An 18730-nucleotide genomic window follows, 5' to 3' on the forward strand; every position below is an offset into this window, starting at 1 on the left:
TGCTACCAGCCGGGCACGCCGTGCATGTCCGGTAGCCTGTGCGCGATGCCCTTGTGACAGTCGATGCAGGTGGCCTGGCCGCTGCCCAGAGCAGTGGAGTGCATCTGCCGCGCCCGCGCGCTCTGCTTGGTGAAGTCCATGAAGTCGAAGCCGTGGCAGTTGCGGCATTCCAGCGAGTCGTTGGCCTTGAGCCGGGCCCACTCGTGCTCGGCCAGCTCGCGGCGCTTCTCGAGGAATTTGTCGCGGGTGTTGATGGTGCCGAAGATCTTGCCCCAGACCTCCTTGGAGGCCTGCATCTTGCGCGCGATCTTGTCCGTCCACTGGTGCGGCACGTGGCAGTCCGGGCAGGTGGCGCGCACGCCCGAACGGTTGCTGTAGTGGATGGTGTCCTGCAGCTCGACGTAGACGTTGTCGCGCATCTCGTGGCAGGAGATGCAGAACTGCTCGGTGTTGGTCGCCTCCAGCGCGGTGTTGAAGCCGCCCCAGAAGATGATCCCGGCGATGAAGCCGCCGAGGGTGAGGAACCCCAGGCTGTAGTGCACGCTGGGACGACGCAGGATGGTCCAGTATTCGCTCAGCCAGCGGAACAGGGCTCTCATGGACACCTCACTGCTTTTGGCCGGCGCGCTGCACTTCGTCCTGCAGCACTTGGTCGATGGTGCGGAAGCCGTTTTCCACCAGCGGCTTCACCTCTTTCTGGGGCACATGGCACTGGGTACAGAAGTAGCGCCGCGGCGAGACGGCGGCGAGCACCTGGCCGTCGCGGTCCATGTAGTGGGTGATGCTGATCATCGGTGCCTGGGTCAGCGCGCTGTTGGCCCGGCTGTGGCAGCTCAGGCACTTGTTGCCGTTCTTGTCCACCTGGTAGCCACGGATGGTGTGCGGAATGGTCGGTGGCTGCTCGGGGTAGTTGCGCTCGCGCTTGATGTCCTTGTTCTCGTCGTTGGCCAGGGGCGGGGCGGGCAGCTCCTGGCTGATGGTGCCGCCGGGGCGGCGACCGTCCGGGGCGGGGGCGTCCAGCGGGTAGTCGGCGGCCTGGGCAAGGCTCGCCAGGAAGACCAGCAGCAGGGGCAGGCTTCTCATGTTCGGGCTCCTCAGGCCAGGCTGACCAGTTCGATGCGCACCGCGCACTTCTTGTAGTCGGTCTGCTTGGAAATGGGGTCGGTGGCGTCGAGGGTGACCTTGTTGATCAGCTTGTTGGCATCGAAGAAGGGCACGAACACCAGGCCGCGTGGCGGCTTGTTGCGTCCGCGGGTCTCGATGCGTGCGCGCATCTCGCCGCGCCGGCTGACCAGTTTTACCTCGCTGCCACGTCGGGCCTTGAGCTCCTTGGCGTCGTCCGGGTGCATATACACCAGCGCGTCGGGCACGGCGCGGTACAGCTCGTCCACACGCTGGGTCATGCTGCCGGTGTGCCAGTGCTCCAGCACCCGGCCGGTGCTGAGCCAGAACGGGAAGTCCTTGTCCGGCGCCTCGGCTGGTGGCTCGTAGGGCAGGGCGAAGATGATCGCCTTCTTGTCCGGGTAGCCGTAGAACTGCACGCCGCTGCCCTTTTCCACATAGGGGTCGTGCCCTTCGCGGTAGCGCCAGCGGGTTTCTTGGCCATCCACCACCGGCCAGCGCAAGCCGCGCGCCTCGTGGTAGGAGTCGAAGGGCGCCAGGTCGTGACCGTGGCCACGGCCGAAGGCGGCGTACTCCTCGAACAGGCCTTTCTGCAGATAGAAGCCGAAGGCGGCCGCCTCGTCGTTGGCATAGCCCTCGGCTAGCTCGCTGGAGGGGAACTGGTCGACCTGGCCGTTCTTGAACAGCACCTCATAGAGGGACTTGCCCTTGTATTGCGGCGCATTGGCCAACAGTTCGGCCGGCCACACCTCATCGGTGCTGAAGTGCTTGGAGAATTCGACCAGTTGCCACAGGTCGGACCTGGCTTCGCCGGGCGCCTTGACCAGCTGGTGCCAGAACTGGGTGCGCCGTTCGGCGTTGCCGTAGGCGCCTTCCTTCTCCACCCACATGGCGCTGGGCAGGATCAGGTCGGCGGCCTGGGCCGAGACGGTGGGGTAGACGTCGGAGACGATGACGAACGCCTCCGGGTTGCGCCAGCCCGGCAGCACCTCCTGCATGATGTTGGGCCCGGCCTGCATGTTGTTGCTGACCTGGGTCCAGTACACCTTGAGCACACCGTCCTTGAGCTTGCGGCTCTGTTCCACGGCGTGGAAGCCGGGCTTCTCCTGGATGGTGCCGGCGGGCAGCTTCCAGATCTTCTCGGCGGTGGCGCGATGCTTGGGATTGGCCACCAGCAGGTCGGCCGGCAGGCGATGGGAGAAGGTGCCGACCTCGCGCGCGGTGCCGCAGGCCGAGGGCTGGCCGGTCAGCGAGAAGGGGCTGTTGCCCGGTTCGCTGATCTTCCCGGTGAGCAGGTGGATGTTGTAGATCAGGTTGTTGGCCCACACCCCGCGGGTGTGCTGGTTGAAGCCCATGGTCCAGAACGACACCACCTTGCGCTTGGGGTCGGCATACAGCTCGGCCAGGGCCTTGAGGCGCTCGGCCGGCACGCCGGACTCCTCGGCGGCGCGCTCCAGGCTGTAGGGTTTGACGAAGGCGGCGAACTGCTCGAGGGAGATGTCGCTCCAGGTGTTGGCCGTGGCGGCGTTCTTCGCCTTCTGCTCACGCGGGTCGGTCGGGCGCAGGCCGTAGCCGATGTCGTCGGCGCCCTTGGCGAAGCGGGTGTGGCGGGTGACGAAGTCGCGGTTCACCGCGCCGGACTGGATGATGTGGTTGGCGATGTAGTTGAGGATGATCAGGTCGGTCTGCGGCTTGAACACCATGGGGATGTCGGCCAGGTCGAAGCTGCGATGCTCGAAGGTCGACAGCACCGCGACCTTGACCTGTGGCTGGCTGAGGCGCCGGTCGGTGACGCGTGACCAGAGGATCGGGTGCATCTCGGCCATGTTCGAGCCCCACAGCACGAAGCTGTCGGTAGCCTCGATGTCGTCGTAGCAGCCCATCGGCTCGTCCATGCCGAAGCTGCGCATGAAGCCCATCACCGCCGAGGCCATGCAGTGGCGGGCGTTGGGGTCGATGTTGTTGCTGCGCAGGCCGGCCTTCATCAGCTTGTTGGCCGCGTAGCCCTCCCAGATGGTCCACTGGCCGGAGCCGAACATGCCGACGGACTCGGGGCCGTGAGCCTTGAGCGCGGCCTTGGTCTTCTCGGCCATGATGGCGAAGGCCTGCTCCCAGCTGACCGGCTGGAACTCGCCCTGCTTGTCGTACTGGCCGTCCTTCATGCGCAGCAGCGGCTGGGTCAGGCGGTCGATGCCGTACATGATCTTCGACAGGAAGTAGCCCTTGACGCAGTTCAGGCCACGGTTGACCTCGGCCTTGATGTCGCCATGGGTGGCCACCACGCGGCCGTTCTTGGTCGCCACCATCACCCCGCAGCCGGTGCCGCAGAAGCGGCAGGGCGCCTTGTTCCAGTCGAGGGTGGTGAGGTCGGCGTCGGTGAGCAGGTTGCTCGCCGTGCTGACCAGCGGCAGTCCTGCAGCGGCTGCGGCGATGGCAGCGGCCTGGGCCTTGGCGAATTCGCGGCGGGTCAGCTTCATCAGGCTTTTCCTTCTGCGTCGAGGCATTCGTGGTAGATCAGTGCGGCACCGAGCACCCCAGGCAGCTGCTGGATGCCGTGCAGGCGCTCGAGGATGGTGTGCTCGTCGTGGGCTTCGAGCACCACCACCTGCTTGCCGGCGGGGCTGCTCTGGTGCAGTTCGAGGTCGGGCAGGCGCGCCAGGTTGGCGCGCACGGCGTCCAGCTGTTCGGGGTGACAGTGAACCAGCAGGCTGGCGATGTGCAGGGCGTCGTCCATGGGCGCTCCTGGCTAGCCGGGTGGCCCTGGCGGGCCGGTGAATATCTGCAGGATCCAGACGATGAAGCCGTAGCCGCCGACGATGGCGACGGAAAGGATGGGGAAGAGGAAGATCACCAGGAACAGAAACAGCCTGGTTTCCTTGGCCTTGCTCACGGTACTGGGCATTCCGGCACTTCTCGGCTGGTGCGGATGCCCTAGAGGTTAGCCCTTACTTTCAGTAAGGACAAATGTATCTGCCGCTCAGCGGCAGATCACCACCATGCTGCGGCTGGAGAAGCCGGCTGGATTGAGGCCGAAGAGGAAGTCGGCCGGATCGTCTTCGCCGCCCTGGTCGGCGCCGGCCTTGGCCACGACCTTGTAGCCGTTCGTGCCACAGGCGCGCGCGGCCTTCTGTTCGCACTGCTCCCAGTTGGACGTGAGTCCCGAGCAGTTGATGTTTAGGCCTTTGCGGCCCTTCTTCTCGTATGTCTTGGCAGTTGCGGAACAACCGGCGACCAGCGCCAGCGTGACCAACAGCAGTACAAGCCTTTTCATCTCTTTCCCCACTGGCTTGTCTGTACATCGGCGGCAACGCCGCCACCCCTGGCAATGGCTTCGGTGGTGGCGCAGCTCTTTATGAAGAGTCGCTGCTTGCACCCTGCCGGGCAGTGGAACCGAAGCGGATGAGAAATAGCACAAAGCGCGGGACGGGCGCGAGACAAAAAAGTTGCAATTTACTTGCAGGTTTTGCCTCGCTCGTTCGTCTTAATAGATAGGAACTGTTCGCTTCGACAGCTTTCTACCAGACTAACAAGACGTGGATTGCACACGCACAAGGAGAGTGACATGACCAGCAATGAACGCCAGCAATTGAAGAACATGCTGCAGGGCGCCGGGCTCAAGGTCAGCCTGGTCAGGATGAAGATCCTCGAAGTACTGCAGCGCAGCGAGCAAGGCCTGCGCTCGCGTGACCTGCATGGCTACCTGCTGCTCGCCGACGAGCAGATTTCCGTGCTCAGCGTGCGCCAGGTGCTCAGCCGCCTGGTGTGCTGTGGTCTGGTGGTGCGTGATGACGATGGGCTGTATCGTCTGCGCTCGCCCCACGCGCAAGCCGTGCCGGTGGCGCTGGCCGGTTGATTTGATGACTTTTGACAGCGCTTGATTCGAGCCCCGGTTAGGCTGCATGGGTGGAGTTGCGCCTGGCTGGCGCGCTCCGTTGTCAGTGCCCGGTCGACCGGGCTGTAGTCGAACCAGGCCGGCGCCCGCCGGCCAGCAGCGAACGATAAGAATCATGCGTCAGCACAGCCGAGTCATTTTTCGCGCCGCCAACCGCCTGCGCGCTCTCGATCACCACACTGGAGAATTGCTGGGAATGGTCGCCGACCTTTCCCGCGGCGGCCTGCGCCTGCTCACCGAGCAGTCGCTGGAAGCGGGCAAGGTCTATGCAATCGACCTGGAAGTGCCGATCAGCAGTGGTCGCTTCCGCGTACTGGAGCTGCAGATGATCTGCCAGTGGAACAAGCGCAACGGCCGCCTGGGGCGCTTCGAGCAGGGCTTCGCCCTGGCCGAGCCGGCCCCGGAGTTCGCCACCACGGTGGATGCGCTCAAGCTGGTCGAGGAGCGCTCGCGCAGCCTGCGCGCCTGAGCGAAGCGGCAGCCTCAGCCGAGGCTGCCAAGGATGTTCACCGCCACCCGCTCAGGGATCTCGTTCTGCGACAGCACGTGCAGCCCTGGGCTGAATACCCGGGCGTAGCGAGCCAGCAGCGGGCGCAGCTGCGGCATCACGGTGAGGATCGGCGGGTGGCCTTCCTTGCGCAGCTTCTCCTTCACCACCGGCATGGTGTTCTGCAGCTGGTTGAGCAGGCTCGGTTCCACCGGGATGTTGTCCAGGCTGACCGGGCCGGCCTGCTGGGCGATCGACAGGGCGCCGAGCAGGGTGTTCTCCAGCGCGTTGTCGAGGATGAACACCGATAGCTCGCGGCGATCACCGGCGATGCCCGAGACGATGCTGCGGCGCAGCGCGTAGCGCACGTCGGAAGTCAGCAGCACCGGGTCCTTGGTGGTCTCGCTGCCTTCCAGCAGGGTGGTGGCGATGGTCACGATGTCCTTCAGCGGCACTTCTTCCTGCAGCAGCTGGCGGAACACCCGGTGCTGCTGGGTGTGGCTCAGCGCGTTCTTCAGGTGCTCGGCCAGCTTCGGCGCCTGCAGGGCCAGGCGCTGCAGCAGGTGCTCGACGTCGTCGTGCTTGAAGATCTCCGGCAGGTGCTCGCGGACCACCTTGTTCAGGTGGGTGGCGATCACGCTGGCGCAGTCGATCACCTGGTAGCCGAGGTTGAGCGCGCGCGGCTTGTCGTTCGGCAGGATCCATACCACCTGCATGCGGTAGGCCGGGTCCACGCCGAGGATGCCGTCGATCTCGCCGTACAGCTCTGGCGATGGGATGGCCATCAGGCGGTCGGCGTGCAGTTCGGCACCGTCGATCTTCTCGCCGTTGATGTGGATGCTGTACTGCGAGGCCTTGTGCCGCAGGCTGTCGCGTATCTGCACCTCGGGCAGGAGGAAGCCGAGGCTCTCCGAGAGGGTCTGGCGCACCCCGCGCACGCGCTGCGGCAGCGGCGAGCCGGAGGCCTCGTTGACCAGGCCGACCAGCTTGTAGCCGAGCGAGATGGAGATGCGCTCGACCAGCGGGATGTCCTCCCAGGCCAGGTTTTGCGCGCGCTCCTGGTCCATCGCCTTGCTCAGCGCCTCGACCTGCTCCAGCGCGGCCTCGGCCGGCGGTTCGGCGCGGGACACCTTCCAGGCGATGAAGGCGATCAGCCCGGCGAAGCCGATGAACGCCAGGTGCGGCATGCCCGGGATCAGGCCGAGGATCAGTACGATGCCGGCCACGGTGTAGAGCAGCGATGGCGAGGCCAGCATCTGCTTCTGCACCAGGCTGGTGATCTCCGCCGACTCGTTGACCCGGGTGACGATGATGGCCGCCGCGGTGGACAGCAGCAGTGCCGGAATCTGCGCCACCAGGCCGTCGCCGATGGTCAGCAGGGCGTACAGGCGGAAGGCCTCGCCGCCCGGCAGGTCGTACATCAGCATGCCGATGGCGACACCGCCGAACAGGCTGATGATCAGAATCATGATGCCGGCGATGGCGTCGCCGCGGACGAACTTGCTGGCGCCGTCCATCGCGCCGTAGAAGTCGGCTTCCTTGGCCACCTCGGCGCGGCGCTGCTTGGCCTCGGCCTGGTCGATCAGGCCGGCGTTGAGATCGGCGTCGATGGCCATCTGCTTGCCGGGCAGGGCGTCCAGGGTGAAGCGCGCGGTCACCTCGGAGATGCGCTCGCCGCCCTTGGTGATGACCATGAAGTTGATGATCATCAGGATCACGAAGACGATCATGCCGACGATGAAGTTGCCGCCGATCACCACATGGCCGAAGGCCTCGATCACCTTGCCCGCGGCGCCGGTGCCGGTGTGGCCGTCGAGCAGCACGATCCGCGTGGAGGCCACGTTCAGGCACAGGCGCATCAGCGTGGTGACCAGGATCACCGTGGGCAGCAGGGAGAAGTCCAGCGGCCGCCGCGACGATACGCTGACCAGCAGCACCAGAATGGCCAGGCCGATGTTGAAGGTGAAGAGCATGTCCAGCAGCAGCGGTGGCAGCGGCAGGATGATCATCGCCAGGACGCACAGGATCATCAGCGGGATGCCGATCCGGCCGCTGCGCAGGGTGCTGGTCAGGTGCTGCATGGGGCTCATGGTCGTGCTCTTTCGCTCAGTTCAGCGGGAATGTGGATGTCCTTGGTCAGCTCCGGCTTGCGCCGGCGGCGGCCCTGGCGGAACGCCTTGAGCTGCAGGACATAGGTGAGGACGTGGGCCACCGCGGTGTAGAGCGGGGCGGGAATCTGCTGGTTGACCTGGGTGGTGAAGTAGATCGCGCGCGCCAGCGGCGGCAACTCGACCACATCCAGCTCATGGGCCTGGGCCTGCTGGCGGATGTGCAGAGCGGTCTCGTCCAGGCCCTTGGCCAGCACGAAGGGCGCGCCGGCCTTCTTCAGGTCGTACTTGAGGGCCACCGCATAGTGCTGTGGATTGGTGATGACCACGTCGGCGCTCTTGATCACCTTGTTGATCTGCCGGTGCAGCATCTGCCGCTGCAGCTGCTTGATGCGCGCCTTGACCTCCGGGCGACCCTCCTGGTTCTTGTGCTCTTCCTTGCGCTCCTGCTTGGTCATGCGCAGCTTCTTGAGGAAGAAGAAGCGCTGTAGCGGGATGTCGATGATGGCGAACAGGATGAACACCGCCAGCAGCGTCATCAGCATGTCGAAGGTCATGTCGAAGGCGCCGCCGATGGCGCTGCTCACGTCGCTGCGCTGCAGCGCCAGCAGGCGCGGCAGGGCCTCGCAGATCTGCAGCCAGGCGACGGCCAGCAGCACAGTAATCTTCAGCAGCGACTTGGCCAGCTCGGCCCAATTCTGCGCCGAGAAGATGCGGCCCAGGCCGGTGATGGGGTTGAGCTTGGACAGCTTGGGCGCGAAGTTCGCGCTGGCGAACACCCAGCCGCCCGGCACCAGGCCGAACAGCACCACCAGCAGCGAGGTGGTCAGCAGCGGCAGGAGAATCTGCACGAACACCAGCAGGTTGTGGCCGAGGATGATCGCCAGGTCGTCGCGGGTCAGCTCGCTGTTGCCGAAGTCCAGGTAGGCCAGGCGGAAGCTCTGCTGCAGGCCCTCGAAGAAGTACAGCACGCTGAACTTGAGCACCAGCAGGGTGACCAGCAGCGACACGCTGGTGGCCAGGTCTTTGGAGCGCGCCACCTGGCCCTGCTCGCGGCTCTTCTTCAGCTTGTGCTGGGAGGCCTCTTCCGTCTTGTCCTGGGAGCTGCTGTTCTGCTCAGACACGGCTGTTCCTCAGCAGGTGGCCGATGTTGTCGAGCAGCTCGCGGGTCAGGTGCAGGTAGCTCTCCGGCAGGTACGGCAGGGTCATGTAGACGCACAGCAGGCCGGCCAGAATGGCCATGGGGAAGCCCAGGGAAAACAGGTTCATGGCCGGCGAGATGCGGTTGAGCAGGCCGAAGCAGAACTGCACCAGGGTCATGCAGAAGGCCACCGGCAGGGCAATCAGCACGGCCGCGGCGAGGACCCAGGCCAGCGCGTGGATCACTGTCTCGAAGCCCAGGTAGTGCAGGCCGCTGCCCACCGGCCAGTAGACGAAGCTCTGGTAGAGGATGCTCACCGTCAGCAGGTGGCCGTCGATGGCGAAGAACAGGAACACCAGCAGGATGAAGTACAGCTGGAACAGGATGGACGAGGACGACACGCCGTTGATGGGGTCGTTGAACGTCGCCATGGACAGGCCGAGCTGCGCCGAGACCACCTCGCCGACCAGGGTGAAGATGGTGAACACCAACTGCAGCGACAGCCCCAGCAGCAGGCCGAAGGCCAGCTGCTCCAGGGCGGTGAGCAGGCCGCGCAGCGACAACGGGTCGATCTGCGGCATTTCCGGCAGGGCGGCGGCCAGTGCCACCGTCACCACCAGCGCGAGCAGCAGGCGCACGCGCTTGGCCACCGCCTTGTGGCTGAACAGCGGGGCGAAACTGAACAGCGCGAGGATGCGGCAGAACGGCCACCAGTAAGCCTGCAACTGCTGCAGCCATTGGCCGGACTGGAAGATGCTCGCGCTCTCGTACATGACGTCAGCCGACCAGGTGGCCGGCCTGCTTGAAGCTTTCGATGAACAGGTCGCTGAGCGTGCGCAGGATCCAGTGTCCGGCGAAGATCAGCATGCCGAGGGTGATCAGCAGGCGCGGCAGGAAGCTGAGCATCTGCTCGTTGATCTGCGTGGCGGCCTGGAAAATGCTGATCAGCAGGCCGCCGATCAGGCTCGGCACGATCAGCACGCAGACGATCAGCACGGTGATGTGCACGGCGTTGGAGACGATGTCGACGGCGGTATCCGGAGTGAGCATGGCGGCGCCTCGCTAGAAGGGTTGCACGCTGGTGGTCAGCGTGCCGACCAGCAACGTCCAGCCGTCGACCAGCACGAACACCATCAGCTTGAACGGCAGCGAGATCATCATCGGCGACAGCATCATCATGCCCATCGCCATCAGCACGCTGGCCACCACCAGGTCGATCACCAGGAACGGGATGAAGATCATGAAGCCGAGCTGGAAGGCGGTCTTCAGCTCGCTGAGCACGAAGGCTGGCAGCAGCAGGGAGAAGTCCAGGTCCTCGGCCTTGTCCGGCATTTGCTCACCGGCCAGCGACACCATGGCCTCCAGCGAGGTCTTGCTGGTCTGCGCCAGCATGAAGCGCGACAGGCTGCCCTTGGCCCGGTCCAGGCCTTCCTGCAGGGTGATCTGGTCGGCCTCGAAGGGCACGTAGGCCTCCTGGTACATCTCCTGCCAGACCGGGCGCATCACCAGCATGGTCAGGCACAGGGCGATGCCGATCAGGATGTTGTTCGGCGGGCTCTGCTGCAGGCCGATGGCCTGGCGCAGGATGGCCAGCACGATGATGAAGCGGGTGAAGCAGGTCATCATCATGAGCATGGCCGGCAGGAAGCCGAGCAGGGTCATGACGATGAGGATCTGCAGCTTGACGCTGAGCTCCTGGCCGCCCTCGGTGTCGTTCAGGCTGAGCAGCGGAATCTCGCCGCCGGCGGCCTGCGCCAGCAGCGGGGCGCCCAGGCCGAGCAGGAGCAGGCCGAGGCGGGCCAGGGAGCGCGCGCGAATCATGCGCCCAGGCCACCCAGGCCGTTGCCGGAGAGCTCGACGATGCGCAGGCCGTAGTTGCCGTTCATCACCACCACCTCGGCCTTGGCGAACAGGGCGCCATTGACCTTCACGTCGAGCGGCTCGCCGGCGAGCTTGTCGAGCACGATCACGCTGCTGGCATCCACTTCCATCAGCTCCTTGAGGGAGATTTCGGTGGAGGCGACCTCCAGGGTCACGTTGACCGGGATCTTGCCGAAGAAACTCAGGTCCTGCTGGGGCAGGGCGGAGGCCTCGGCGGCGCTGTTGTCTTCGGCGGCCGGGCTCAGCGCCAGGTCGCCATCGTTGATCAGGGACTCGAAGTCGTTATCGGAAAGTTGGCCGTTCATGGGGTCTTCACGCTCTCGAGAGAGGTCAGGAAAAGGGCGCCGTCTTCTTCGAAGACAGTGCCGCGAAAGAGCTTCTGCTGGTTGATGCGCACGTCGCTGCGCTCCTGCAGGCGGATCGGCAGGATGTCGTCCGGACGCAGGGCGAGCACTTGCGACAGCGGCATCTGCAGGGCGGCCACCACGCACTGCAGGCGCACCGGCAGATGCAGGATGTGCTGGCTCGGTTCGACCGCCTGCAACGGGCCGGTCGGGCTGGACAGGCGCGCGGTCAGTTCGTCGACCAGCACGGTGTCCAGATAAAGGAAGATCGCCGAGCGGCTGCCGCTGATGTGGCTGGTGTACTGGAACTCGGCGACGTATTCCCACACCGCCTGATCGAAGTCGTTCTCGTGCTTCTCCAGCTTGCCGATGCTGGCGCCGCCGAGCAGGGCGCGGGAGAAGATCTGCGAGATGTCCTGGCCCAGGCGCAGGCGCATGCGCTGCTCCGAGGTGCTGATCGGGGTGTCCTGGCTGGGCAGCCCGGTGCCGCCGTAGTAGCACTCCAGGGCCTCGGTCAGCAGCGGCCTTTCGATGGCGAAACCGAGCTTGCCGAACGCCGACTTATAGATGCACTCGGCCGCTTCGCTGCGCACTTCGTGAACCTCGACAGTATGCAGTTCGAGGTTGATCCGATAATTGCGCAGAAAATAGTCGCTAATGATTCGCGGGTACTTCGAGGACACTTCCTTGATGTACTGCGGAATCTTGTGATAGTGCCGGCCCAACTTCTGCGGCTTTAGCCGAGTCAGACTTTCTGCGGGCACACGGTGATGGACTTTCGAATTACCAGCCATGTCGGGGGCAAACTTCCTGATGCGTGCCGCGAGGCTGCCTGATGCTTGTGGCGGGCAGTTGCGGAAAACTTCGGAGATTGTCGGGCAGGGCAGCCGGGAATGGCTGCTGATGCGCCGTGTAGCCCTCGCTGGCCCTTGCGGGGCGCGGCTACTGGCATGGCGATACTCTAGGCGCGGGGAGGCCTTGAGGTTAAATCAATAGATATCAAATGCTGTTTTTGAGCACAGCTGGCGGGCTTTGATGGAAATTAACCGCAAGTAATTTGGTCGGCCGATGGCGTTTTGCTAGGTTGCCCTGCGTGTGAGTGGGTCGGCCTTTGAAAGTTCCTCGGAAGTTTCTCGTCTCACTCTCCCAAGGCGACCCGTGTTGCACTTTTATTAAATACCACGACGAAAAAATCTGCGTGGCAGCAGTTCACATAAAGCAACTTCGGATTCTTCCTCTCCGCGTTCGGGTGATAAGCGTGAAGCCTCTTAGTCAAGCCGTGGATTATTCCCGGCAAGTGCGTTATGCCGACGATGAAGTGCTGCTGGTCGGCCATTGCCCCGACGGCGGCCATACCCTGCTGCAGGACAGCCTGCAGCGGCTCGGTCGTTCGGTGCGCAGCTGCGCCAGCTTCCTCGAGCTGGATGCCGTGCGCCTGGCCGATGCCGGCCTGGTGTTCGTCTTCGCCAGCGGGCTGGCCCCGGCCGAGCTGTATGCCCAGGTCGGCTCCGTGGTGCGCCAAGCCGGGCAGATCAGCCTGGTGCCGATCGTCGAATACGCCGACCAGGAGAAGGCCGCCGCGCTGCTCGAACTCGGCTGCGTCGACTATCTGTTGTCGCCCTTCAGCGAAAGCCAGCTGGCCGCATTGCTGCATCGCCACGAGCAGGCCGCCGCGGCGCAGGAAGGCTTCGTCTCCTGTTCGCGCGCCGGCCGCCGTCTGCTGGCCATGGCCCAGCGCGTGGCGATGACCCGGGCGCCCATCCTTATTACCGGCGAGACCGGCACCGGCAAGGAGATGATGGCGCGCTACATCCATCGCTTCTCCGCCGATGCCGCCGCGCCCTTCGTCGCGGTCAACTGCGCGGCGATTCCCGAGCAGATGCTCGAGTCGATCCTCTTCGGCCACGAGAAGGGCGCCTTCACCGGCGCGGTCAGCGCCCAGCCGGGCAAGTTCGAGCTGGCCAACGGCGGCACCCTGCTGCTCGACGAGATCGGCGAGCTGCCGCTGGGCCTGCAGGCCAAGCTGCTGCGCGTGCTGCAGGAGCAGCGCGTGGAGCGCCTGGGTGGACGCAAGGAGATCGCCCTCGACGTGCGCATCATCGCCGCCACCAACCGTGACCTGCAGCAGGAGGTGGCCGCCGGCCGCTTCCGCTCCGACCTGATGTTCCGCCTCGACGTGCTGCCGCTGCACATCAGCCCGCTGCGCGAGCGCCGCGAGGACGTACTGCCGCTGGCGCGCCGCTTCATTCGCCAGTATGCGCCGCACGAGCAGCGCCACGATCTGCTCACCGCCGAAGCCTGCCAGGCGCTGCTCGGCCACGACTGGCCGGGCAACGTGCGTGAGCTGGAGAACACCCTGCAGCGCGCCCTGGTGCTGCGCAACGGCCTGTTCATCCAGCCGAGCGACCTGGGCCTGGCCTGCGAGCCGCAACCTCTGGCCAGCCTGCCGCTGCAGACGCTGCCGGTGGCTCTTGCCGGAATCGGTACCGGCGAGGGCAAGGCGGCGCTGCGTGCTTCCGGCAAGTGGGCCGAGTACCAGCATGTGATCGACACCATCCGCCGCTGTGGCGGCCACAAGACCCGCGCCGCGGAGAGCCTGGGCATGACCCCGCGCGCGCTGCGCTATCGCCTCAATGCCATGCGCGAGCAGGGCATCCAGTTGCCTATCTAAGGAGAGCAGAGGATGAGTTCCATCACGCAGGTACAGCAGGACATGCTGGACCGGATGAGTCAGATCAAGAGCCTGTCCGAGGGTGGCGCGATTCGCCCGGCGCAGGGCAGCGACGACGGCGTGCGCGAGGCCTTCGCCGAGGCACTGCGCGGCGTGGATGCCGAGCAGCACGCCTCCAGCGCGGCGATGGCCGCGGTGGACAGCGGGCAGAGCGAGGACCTGGTCGGCGCCATGCTGCAGAGCCAGAAGGCGAGCATCTCCTTCTCCGCGTTGATGCAGGTGCGCAACAAGCTGGCTACGGCCTTCGACGACATCATGAGGATGCCCCTGTAACGGGGCGGGTGGGCAATCGTGCTGGAACTGATCAAGAGCAAGCTGCCGGCTGGCGGCTTCAAACCCGATCCGCGCCTGGTGCTGGCCGGCATGGCGCTGGTCGCCGCGCTGCTGGCCGCCGGGGTGGTCTACTACCTGTGGAGCGACAACCGCGCCTATCAGCCGCTGCATGGCGCCGGTGAGGCCTTCCCGGCCGCCGAAGTGATGCAGGTGCTGGATGCCGAGGGCGTTGCCTATCGCCTGCATCCGCAGAGCGGCCAGGTGCTGGTGCGCGAGGACCAGCTGGCACGGGCGCGCATGCTGCTGGCGGCCAAGGGCGTGAAGGTGGCGGTACCGCCGGGCTACGAGCTGTTCGACAAGGACGAGCCGCTGGGCACCAGCCAGTTCGTTCAGGACGTGCGCCTCAAGCGCAGCCTGGAAGGCGAGCTGGCGCGGACCATCATGGCGCTCAAGGGTGTCGACCAGGCGCGCGTGCACCTGGCCATCGACGAGAACAGCTCCTTCGCCATCAGCAAGCGCAACCCGGCCAAGGCCTCGGTGATGCTGCAACTGGATGCCGGCTACAAGCTGGACCCGGAGCAGGTCGGTGCGGTGGTCAACCTGGTCGCCGGCAGCGTGCCGGGGCTGGAGGCCAAGGACGTGCGCGTGGTCGACCAGCACGGCACCCTGCTGTCGCGCGGGCTGGATGCCTGGGGCGGGCCGGTGCAGAACTGGCAGGTGGTCGACGACTACCAGCAGAAGGCGGTGACCAATATCGAACAGGTGCTGGCGCCGATCCTCGGCAACGGCAACTACCGCATCAGCGTGGCCGCCGACATCGACTTCAGCCAGAAGGAAGAGACCTTCCAGGCCTACGGCGAGACGCCGCGCCTGCGCAGTGAAATCCTGCGTGACGAGCGCACCCTGGACCAGCTGGCCCTCGGCGTGCCCGGCTCGCTGAGCAACCGCCCGCCGACCAGTGCGCCGACCAGCGATCCGCAGGCCACGCCGGCTACCGGCCAGGCGCCGAATGCCGAACAGCTGAGCAAGCAGAACCAGGCCGCGACCTCGACCCGCAGCGAGACCACGCGCAACAACGATTTCGACCAGAGCGTCACCCACATCAAGTACCCGGCCTTCAGCCTGCGCCAGCAGAGCGTGGCGGTGGTGCTGAATGCCGCCAGCGCGCCCCAGGGCGGCTGGGACGCCAAGGCCATCGGCGAGCTGGAGGCGATGATCAAGAGCGCCGCCGGCTTCAACGACAAGCGCGGCGACAGCGTCACCCTCAGCGTCTTCCCCTTCACCGCCGGCGACATGCTGCCGGGCGAGGAAGCCGCCTGGTGGGAGAAGGACTCGGTACTGGACTTGATCAAGCTCGGTGTCGGCGGCCTGCTGGCCGCGCTCCTGCTGCTGCTCGTGGTGCGCCCGGCGGTACGCAACCTGACCCAGCGTACCCCGCCGCAGCCGGAGGCCGAGGCCGAGCGCGAGTTCGCCCTGCCGGACGCGGCCGAGCGCCGCCTAGCCTTCGCCACCCCGGAGCTGGGTGGCCCCAACGTGTTCGGCGAATTGAATCCCTTGTCGGAAATTCGCCTGCCGGCACCGGGCTCCGGCCTGGAAATGCAGATCGAGCATCTGCAGATGCTGGCCAAGAACGACCCCGAGCGGGTCTCGGAAGTGATCAAGCACTGGATAGGGCGCAATGAAAGAGACCTCAACCCAGCCTAACGGCGAGCTGAAGCCGCGCGTTGCGGCGCGCTCGATGAACTCCATGGAGCAGGCGGCGATCCTCATGCTGAGCATGGGCGACGACATCTCCGCCGGCGTGCTCAAGCACTTCTCCCGCGAAGAGATCATCGGCATCAGCCAGGCCATGGCGCGCCTGTCCAACGTCAAGCAGCCGATGGTCTCCGACGTGATCGGCCGCTTCTTCGACGACTACAAGGAGCAGAGCAGCATCAAGGGCGCCTCGCGTGGCTACCTCTCCGGCATGCTCGGCAAGGCGCTCGGTGGCGAGATCACCCGCAACCTGCTGGACAGCATCTACGGCGAGGAAATCCGCGCCAAGATGGCCAAGCTGGAATGGATCGACCCGAAGCAGTTCGCCGCCTTGATCGCCAAGGAACACGCGCAGATGCAGGCGGTGTTCCTCGCCTTCCTGCCGCCGGGCATGGCCACCGAGGTGCTCGAGTGCATGCCGCCCGAGCGCCAGGACGAGCTGCTGTACCGCATCGCCAACCTCAGCGAAGTGAACAGCGACGTGATCGGCGAGTTGGAGCAGCTGATCGACCGCAGCCTCAGCGTGCTCTCCACCCAGGGCTCGCAGGTGCGCGGGGTCAAGCAGGCCGCGGACATCATGAACCGCTTCAAGGGCGACCGTAACCAGATGTTCGAGCTGCTGCGCGCGCACAACGAGGAGTTGGTGACGCGCATCGAGGACGAGATGTACGACTTCTTCATCCTCTCGCGGCAGACCCCGGACGTGCTGCAGACCCTGCTCGAAGCCATTCCCCTGGAGGAGTGGGTGGTCGCCCTCAAGGGCGCCGAGCCGGCGCTGGTCAAGGCGATTGCCGGCGCGCTGCCCAAGCGCCAGGCGCAGCAGATGGAAAGCATCAGCCGGCGCCAGGGCCCGGTGCCGCTGAGCCGCGTCGAACAGGTACGCAAGGACATCATGGCGGTGGTGCGCGACATGGCCGCCGAGGGTGATCTGCAGATCCAGCTGTTCCGCGAACAGACGGTGGAGTGACGATGACGGTCAAGGTGATCAAGGGTGGCAGCCGCCAGTGGCGGCCCTATCGTTTCCCGCCACGGGCCAGCGGTCTGCCGCAGGGGCAGTGGGGCGGCGACCCGGCGCAGCTGCAGCGCGCGCTCAGCGACGGCTTCCAGCAGGGCCTCGACAAGGGCTACCAGGAAGGCCTGGAGCAGGGCCGCGAGGCTGGGCGCCAGGATGGCTTCGAGCTGGGCCGGCAGGACGGCCTGCGCCAGGGGCGTGAGGAAGGCCGTAGCGAGGGCCGCCAGGCCTTCGAGGCCGCGGCGCGACCGCTGGACCGGCTGAGCGCGGAGTTCCGCCAGTTCGCCGAGGCCTTCGAGCTGGGCCGCCAGGAGCAGCTGCTGGAACTGGTGAAGAAGGTGGCCAAGCAGGTCATCCGCTGTGAGCTGACCCTGCATCCGACCCAGTTGCTGTCGCTGGCCGAGGAGGCCCTGGCGGCCATGCCCGGCGAGCAGGGCGAGGTGCAGATCCTGCTCAATCCGGAGGAGTGTTCACGCATTCGCGAACTGGCGCCGGAACGTGCCGCCAGCTGGAAGCTGGTGCCGGACGAGCGCCTGGCGCTGGGTGAGTGCCGCGTGGTGACCGCCCAGGCCGAGGCCGACATCGGTTGCCAGCAGCGTCTCGATGGCTGCATGGAGGCGCTCGGCGAGCACCTCAAGGCGGACGACTGAGATGGCCCTGGGCGAAGCCTTCCGCCTCGACGAGGCGCTGCGCACCCTCGATGCGGTGCCGCTGGCCAAGGTCAGCGGGCGCCTGGTGCGGGTCTCCGGCATGCTGCTGGAGAGCCTCGGCTGCCGGCGCATGACCGGCCAGCGCTGCCTGGTCGAGCAGGCCGATGGCAGCCTGCTGGAGGCCCAGGTGGTCGGCTTCAACCGCGACATCACCTACCTCATGCCCTTCAAGAAGCCGATGGGACTCACCGCCGGCTCGCGGGTGTTCCCGGCCGAGGAGGAGAGCGCCCTGCACATCGACGAGAGCTGGCTGGGCCGGGTGGTCAACGGCCTCGGCGAGCCGCTCGACGAGCTCGGCAAACTCGCCGGGCGCGATCCGCTGCCGGCCGAGCTGCCGCGGGTCAACCCGCTCAAGCGCCGGCCGGTGAGCCAGGCGCTGGACGTCGGCGTGCGCGCCATCAACGCCCTGCTGACCATCGGCAAGGGCCAGCGCGTGGGCCTGTTCGCCGGTAGCGGCGTGGGCAAGAGCGTGCTGCTCGGCATGATCACCCGGCAGACCAAGGCCGACGTGGTGGTGGTCGGGCTGATCGGCGAGCGTGGCCGCGAGGTGCAGGAATTCATCCTCCACTCGCTCGGCCCCGAGGGCCTGCGCAAGGCCGTGGTGGTGGTGGCACCGGCCAACGAGTCGCCGCTGATGCGCATGCGCGCCACCGAGCTGTGCCACAGCATCGCCGCCTATTTCCGCGACCAGGGCCAGGACGTGCTGCTGCTGGTCGATTCGCTGACCCGCTACGCCATGGCCCAGCGCGAGATCGCCCTGGCCCTGGGTGAGCCCCCGGCGACCAAGGGCTACCCGCCATCGGTATTCGGCATGCTTCCCGAGCTGGTGGAGAGCGCCGGCAACGGCGAGAGCGAGCGCGGCAGCCTCAGCGCGCTGTACACCGTGCTGGCCGAGGGCGACGACCACCAGGACCCGATCGTCGACTGCGCGCGGGCCATTCTCGACGGCCACATCGTGCTTTCAAGGCGCCTGGCCGATGTCGGCCACTACCCGGCCATCGACATCTCCGCCTCGGTCAGCCGCTGCATGAGCCAGGTCAGCGAGCCGGCCCAGCAGGGCGCCGCACGCCAGTTCAAGGAGCTGTACAGCACCTTCGAGAAGATCAAGGAGCTGATCCCGCTCGGTGGCTACACCCCGGGCATGGACAGCAAGACCGACCGCGCCGTGCAGCTGGCCCCCGCCCTGGAGCGCTTCCTGCGCCAGGAAACGGGCGAGGGCAGCGAGATGGCGGCCAGCCTGACCACCCTGCAGGGCCTGCTGAGGTAGATGCCGT

Annotated in this window: 21 protein-coding genes; 8 read left to right on the forward strand and 13 right to left on the reverse strand. The window is 66.1% G+C overall.

Translation table 11 applies throughout. The features are described from left to right. Positions 1-2: 2 nt before the first annotated feature. From PTT45_RS04315 to PTT45_RS04340, 6 genes are all read right to left on the reverse strand, one after another. Positions 3-599: a cytochrome c3 family protein gene (locus tag PTT45_RS04315; protein WP_273811703.1), complete on the reverse strand. Its 597-nt coding sequence runs from the start codon at positions 597-599 to the stop codon at positions 3-5. A 7-nt stretch (positions 600-606) separates the two neighbouring features. Next, complete coding sequence (locus PTT45_RS04320; protein WP_043309753.1) at positions 607-1083, reverse strand: nitrate reductase cytochrome c-type subunit; 477 nt, start codon at positions 1081-1083, stop codon at positions 607-609. 11 nt (positions 1084-1094) lie between these two features. After that, positions 1095-3599: a nitrate reductase catalytic subunit NapA gene (napA, locus tag PTT45_RS04325; RefSeq protein ID WP_273811704.1), complete on the reverse strand. Its 2505-nt coding sequence runs from the start codon at positions 3597-3599 to the stop codon at positions 1095-1097. Further along, positions 3599-3856: a chaperone NapD gene (locus PTT45_RS04330; RefSeq protein ID WP_273811705.1), complete on the reverse strand. Its 258-nt coding sequence runs from the start codon at positions 3854-3856 to the stop codon at positions 3599-3601. The genes napA and PTT45_RS04330 overlap by 1 nt, the downstream gene beginning before the upstream one ends. A gap of 12 nt (positions 3857-3868) precedes the next feature. After that, positions 3869-4024, reverse strand: a complete 156-nt coding sequence (gene napE / locus PTT45_RS04335; protein ID WP_043309757.1) for a periplasmic nitrate reductase, NapE protein — start codon at positions 4022-4024, stop codon at positions 3869-3871. Between the two features lie 75 nt (positions 4025-4099). After that, on the reverse strand, positions 4100-4393 hold the full coding sequence (locus PTT45_RS04340) for a lipoprotein (protein ID WP_273811706.1): 294 nt from the start codon (positions 4391-4393) through the stop codon (positions 4100-4102). A 291-nt stretch (positions 4394-4684) separates the two neighbouring features. On the opposite strand from PTT45_RS04340, the gene PTT45_RS04345 reads away from it, so the two are divergent. Both PTT45_RS04345 and PTT45_RS04350 read left to right on the forward strand, forming a co-directional pair. Further along, positions 4685-4975, forward strand: coding sequence for a Fur family transcriptional regulator (locus PTT45_RS04345; protein WP_273811707.1), 291 nt, complete (start codon positions 4685-4687; stop codon positions 4973-4975). A gap of 154 nt (positions 4976-5129) precedes the next feature. Then, on the forward strand, positions 5130-5483 hold the full coding sequence (locus tag PTT45_RS04350) for a PilZ domain-containing protein (RefSeq protein ID WP_273811708.1): 354 nt from the start codon (positions 5130-5132) through the stop codon (positions 5481-5483). 14 nt (positions 5484-5497) lie between these two features. Here the strand turns inward: PTT45_RS04350 and PTT45_RS04355 are convergent, their stop codons facing one another. From PTT45_RS04355 to PTT45_RS04385, 7 genes are read right to left on the reverse strand one after another with little or no spacing between them, the layout of a single operon-like run. Continuing rightward, positions 5498-7591 carry a flagellar biosynthesis protein FlhA gene (locus PTT45_RS04355; protein ID WP_273811709.1) on the reverse strand — a complete coding sequence of 698 codons (2094 nt, stop codon included), beginning with the start codon at positions 7589-7591 and terminating at the stop codon, positions 5498-5500. Further along, positions 7588-8733, reverse strand: coding sequence for a flagellar biosynthesis protein FlhB (gene flhB, locus PTT45_RS04360; protein ID WP_273811710.1), 1146 nt, complete (start codon positions 8731-8733; stop codon positions 7588-7590). The genes PTT45_RS04355 and flhB overlap by 4 nt, the downstream gene beginning before the upstream one ends. Next, on the reverse strand, positions 8726-9523 hold the full coding sequence (gene fliR, locus PTT45_RS04365) for a flagellar biosynthetic protein FliR (RefSeq protein ID WP_273811711.1): 798 nt from the start codon (positions 9521-9523) through the stop codon (positions 8726-8728). The genes flhB and fliR overlap by 8 nt, the downstream gene beginning before the upstream one ends. A 4-nt stretch (positions 9524-9527) precedes the next feature. Continuing rightward, positions 9528-9800 (reverse strand): flagellar biosynthetic protein FliQ, encoded by a 273-nt coding sequence (locus PTT45_RS04370; RefSeq protein ID WP_043309654.1) that lies wholly within the window; start codon positions 9798-9800, stop codon positions 9528-9530. Positions 9801-9812: 12 nt separating this feature from the next. Further along, positions 9813-10571 (reverse strand): flagellar type III secretion system pore protein FliP, encoded by a 759-nt coding sequence (gene fliP / locus PTT45_RS04375; RefSeq protein ID WP_273811712.1) that lies wholly within the window; start codon positions 10569-10571, stop codon positions 9813-9815. Next, entirely contained in the window at positions 10568-10936 is a 369-nt protein-coding gene (gene fliN, locus PTT45_RS04380) for a flagellar motor switch protein FliN (protein ID WP_273811713.1), read from the reverse strand. Before fliN ends, fliP begins: the two co-directional genes overlap by 4 nt. Continuing rightward, a complete protein-coding gene (locus PTT45_RS04385; protein WP_273811714.1) occupies positions 10933-11769 on the reverse strand; it encodes a FliM/FliN family flagellar motor C-terminal domain-containing protein in 837 nt (278 codons plus the stop codon). The genes fliN and PTT45_RS04385 overlap by 4 nt, the downstream gene beginning before the upstream one ends. 524 nt (positions 11770-12293) lie before the next feature. Here PTT45_RS04385 and PTT45_RS04390 point away from each other — a divergent pair. The 6 genes from PTT45_RS04390 to fliI are packed head-to-tail and all read left to right on the forward strand — an operon-like array spanning position 12294 to position 18723. Beyond that, positions 12294-13646 carry a sigma 54-interacting transcriptional regulator gene (locus tag PTT45_RS04390; protein ID WP_443218149.1) on the forward strand — a complete coding sequence of 451 codons (1353 nt, stop codon included), beginning with the start codon at positions 12294-12296 and terminating at the stop codon, positions 13644-13646. A 12-nt stretch (positions 13647-13658) separates the two neighbouring features. Beyond that, entirely contained in the window at positions 13659-13979 is a 321-nt protein-coding gene (locus tag PTT45_RS04395) for a flagellar hook-basal body complex protein FliE (RefSeq protein WP_273811716.1), read from the forward strand. An 18-nt stretch (positions 13980-13997) separates the two neighbouring features. Then, the gene (fliF, locus tag PTT45_RS04400; RefSeq protein WP_273811717.1) at positions 13998-15683 is read left to right on the forward strand and encodes a flagellar basal-body MS-ring/collar protein FliF; all 1686 of its coding nucleotides are present in this window, start codon (positions 13998-14000) and stop codon (positions 15681-15683) included. Beyond that, positions 15658-16701 carry a FliG C-terminal domain-containing protein gene (locus PTT45_RS04405; RefSeq protein ID WP_273811718.1) on the forward strand — a complete coding sequence of 348 codons (1044 nt, stop codon included), beginning with the start codon at positions 15658-15660 and terminating at the stop codon, positions 16699-16701. Before fliF ends, PTT45_RS04405 begins: the two co-directional genes overlap by 26 nt. A 2-nt stretch (positions 16702-16703) precedes the next feature. After that, positions 16704-17396, forward strand: coding sequence for a flagellar assembly protein FliH (gene fliH / locus PTT45_RS04410; RefSeq protein WP_273811719.1), 693 nt, complete (start codon positions 16704-16706; stop codon positions 17394-17396). Between the two features lies 1 nt (position 17397). Next, complete coding sequence (gene fliI, locus PTT45_RS04415) at positions 17398-18723, forward strand: flagellar protein export ATPase FliI (RefSeq protein WP_273811720.1); 1326 nt, start codon at positions 17398-17400, stop codon at positions 18721-18723. The last annotated feature ends 7 nt before the right edge of the window (positions 18724-18730 follow it).

Source organism: Pseudomonas sp. Gutcm_11s (genome assembly GCF_028649395.1).
In the GTDB taxonomy this organism is placed as follows: domain Bacteria; phylum Pseudomonadota; class Gammaproteobacteria; order Pseudomonadales; family Pseudomonadaceae; genus Aquipseudomonas.